The sequence below is a fragment of the Aquabacterium sp. A08 genome (genome assembly GCF_011742065.1).
Genome location: NZ_JAAQQT010000537.1, coordinates 1 through 1979 on the forward strand (window position 1 = coordinate 1; position 1979 = coordinate 1979).

The window sequence follows — 1979 nt, forward strand, 5'->3', positions numbered from 1 at the left end:
TGGCTCTTGCAGACGCCCAGGATGGCGACTTCGGGCGCGTTGATGATGGGCGTGAAGTAACGGCCACCGATGCCACCCAGGCTGGAGATGGTGAAGGTGGCGCCGGACATGTCGGCCGGACCGAGCTTGCCGTCGCGCGCCTTCTTGGCCAGCTCACCCATTTCCTGGCTGATCTGCAGCACGCCCTTCTTGTCCGCGTCCTTGATCACCGGAACCACCAGCCCGTTGGGCGTGTCGGCCGCAAAACCGATGTGCCAGTAGTTCTTGTAGACCAGCGAGTCACCGTCCAGCGAGCTGTTGAACTCGGGGAACTTCTTGAGCGCGGCGACGGACGCCTTGATCAGGAAAGCCAGCATCGTGACCTTGACGCCGCTCTTCTCGTTCTCCTTGTTGGTGGAGACGCGGAAGGCTTCGAGATCGGTGATGTCGGCGTCGTCGTGGTTGGTGACGGCCGGGATCATCACGGCGTTGCGCAGCAGGTTGGCGCCGCTGATCTTCTTGATGCGGCCCAGTTCTTTGCGCTCGATGGGGCCGAACTTGGCGAAGTCCACCTTGGGCCAGGGGATCAGGCCCAGCTCGGAGCCACCGCCACCGGCGGAACCGGATGCGGCCGGGGCCTTGGCGGCCTGCGCCCGGGTCTGCAGGCTGCCGGCCATGACCGACTTGGTGAAGGACTGGATGTCTTCGGCCGTGATGCGGCCCTTCAGGCCCGAGCCCTTGACCTCTTCCAGCGGCACGCCCAGTTCGCGGGCGAACTTGCGCACCGAGGGCGAGGCGTGCGGCAGACCCAGCGCCGGGGTGGCGGTGGGGTTGTGGGCCGGCGCGGCGGTCGGGGCCGAGGCGACGGCAGCGGCAACCGGAGCTGCCACCTCAGCAGCAGCAGGTGCAGCAGCCACTGGCGCAGCGGCGGCCAGCGCGGGAGCCGCTGCACCCGCAGCACCTTCCAGCACCGCCAGCAGGTCACCGATGTTGACCTTGTCGCCGACCTTGACCTTGAGCTCCTTGAGCACGCCGGCGTGCGAGGACGGGATCTCCATCGAGGCCTTGTCGGACTCGACCGTGATCAGGCTCTGCTCGACCTTGATGGCGTCGCCGGGCTTGACGAACACCTCGATGACGGCGACGTCCTTGAAGTCGCCGATGTCGGGCACGCGCACTTCGACCGGGCCCGCCGCAGCAGGCGCTGCGGCCGGAGCAGCCACCGGGGCTGCCGCAGGGGCCGGAGCCGGTGCAGCGGCGGCAGGAGCCGCAGCCGGGGCGGGTGCAGCGACCTCACCCGCGGCCTCCACCACCAGCACCACCGAGCCTTCGCTGACCTTGTCACCCAGCTGGACCTTGAGTTCCTTGACCACGCCGGCCGTGCTCGACGGGATCTCCATCGAGGCCTTGTCGCTCTCGACCGTGATCAGCGACTGCTCGGCCTGGACCGTGTCGCCCACCTTGACCAGCAGTTCGATGACCGCCACCTCGTCGAAGTCGCCGATGTCCGGGACCTTCACTTCGATCAGTGCCATGTTCTTGTCTCCGGTGGATCAGGCGTACAGGGGGTTCACTTTGTCGGCGTTGATGCCGTACTTGGCAATCGCTTCGGCCACCTTGGCGGCCGGCACCGTGCCCTCTTCGGACAGGGCCTTGAGGGCGGCCACCACGATGTAGTGGCGGTTCACCTCGAAGTGCTCGCGCAGCTTGCTGCGGAAGTCGCTGCGACCAAAACCGTCGGTGCCCAACACCTTGTAGGTGCGGCCCTTGGGGATGAAGGGGCGGATCTGCTCGGCGTAGGCCTTCATGTAGTCGGTGGACGCGACCACCGGCCCGGTGTGCGCGGCCAGTTGCTGCGCCACGAACGGCACGCGCGGCGCTTCCAGCGGGTGCAGGAGGTTCCAGCGCTCGGCGTCCTGGCCATCGCGGGTCAGTTCGTTGAAGCTCGGGCAGCTCCACACGTTGGCGGCCACGCCCCAGTCCTTTTCCAGCAACGCTTG

The 1979-nt window shown here is 67.3% G+C and carries 2 protein-coding genes; both read right to left on the reverse strand.

The features are described 5' to 3' along the window. A partial coding sequence (locus HA630_RS04350; protein ID WP_166832655.1) for a dihydrolipoyllysine-residue acetyltransferase occupies positions 1-1514 on the reverse strand: 1514 nt, incomplete at its 3' end. 18 nt (positions 1515-1532) lie between these two features. Continuing rightward, a partial coding sequence (locus HA630_RS04355) for a transketolase-like TK C-terminal-containing protein (RefSeq protein WP_407061933.1) occupies positions 1533-1979 on the reverse strand: 447 nt, incomplete at its 5' end.